This is a genomic window from Tepidibacillus infernus (assembly GCF_048898065.1).
Classification (GTDB): Bacteria; Bacillota; Bacilli; order Tepidibacillales; family Tepidibacillaceae; genus Tepidibacillus_B; species Tepidibacillus_B infernus.
The window spans coordinates 96,733-97,442 of sequence record NZ_JBLWFI010000002.1 but is presented as its reverse complement, the minus strand read 5'-3'; the positions used below and the strand labels follow the sequence as shown (position 1 = coordinate 97,442).

Sequence of the window (710 nt, the reverse complement as noted above, 5' to 3'; positions counted from 1 at the left end):
ATTAAACAGATGAACGAACAATACGCTTCTGAACGTTCTTCCATTTCTTTCACTATCCAACGGGACGAGCATATCCCGATCGGTTCAACGAATCGAAAAAATTTCGGTTATGCTGCATTGAGTAAGATCTATCATTATCTTGGAATCCATACCTTTCTCATCAACAGGCAACGCCATGCGAAGCATGATTACGATGCCAATAGTATCATGAAACTTCTGGTGTTTTCCCGCTTGCTTTACCCTGCTTCCAAGAAGAAAACATACGAAATCAAGGAGACATTTTTTGAAAAAAGCAACTTCACTTTGGACGATGTCTACCGCAGTCTAACCTTTTTCAACAAGCACAAGGATGCACTCCAGCTATGGCTCCATGAACGAATCAAGCGACAACATAACCGCAATACCAGTTTAGTCTATTACGATGTAACCAATTATTACTTTGAAATCGATGAGGCGGATGAACTCAGGAAAAAAGGTGTCTCTAAAGAGCACCGCCCAGACCCCATCGTGCAGATGGGACTTTTCATGGACACTGACGGCATTCCAATTACATACGGTCTTTATCCAGGGAATATGCTTGATAAACAAACTTTGATTCCGATGCTTAGGAGGATACAACGTCAATTCTCTCTTGGCCGAACGGTTGTGGTGGCAGACAAAGGCATGACGACAGGGGATAATATCTGGTATACACTCTCCGCAAAGAATGG

At 42.7% G+C, this 710-nt stretch carries 1 protein-coding gene; it reads left to right on the top strand.

All coding sequences use genetic code 11. The annotated features are described in order from the left end of the window. Positions 1–710: IS1634 family transposase (locus tag TEPIDINF_RS12895; protein ID WP_421692243.1), on the top strand; the 710-nt coding region annotated here is incomplete at both ends.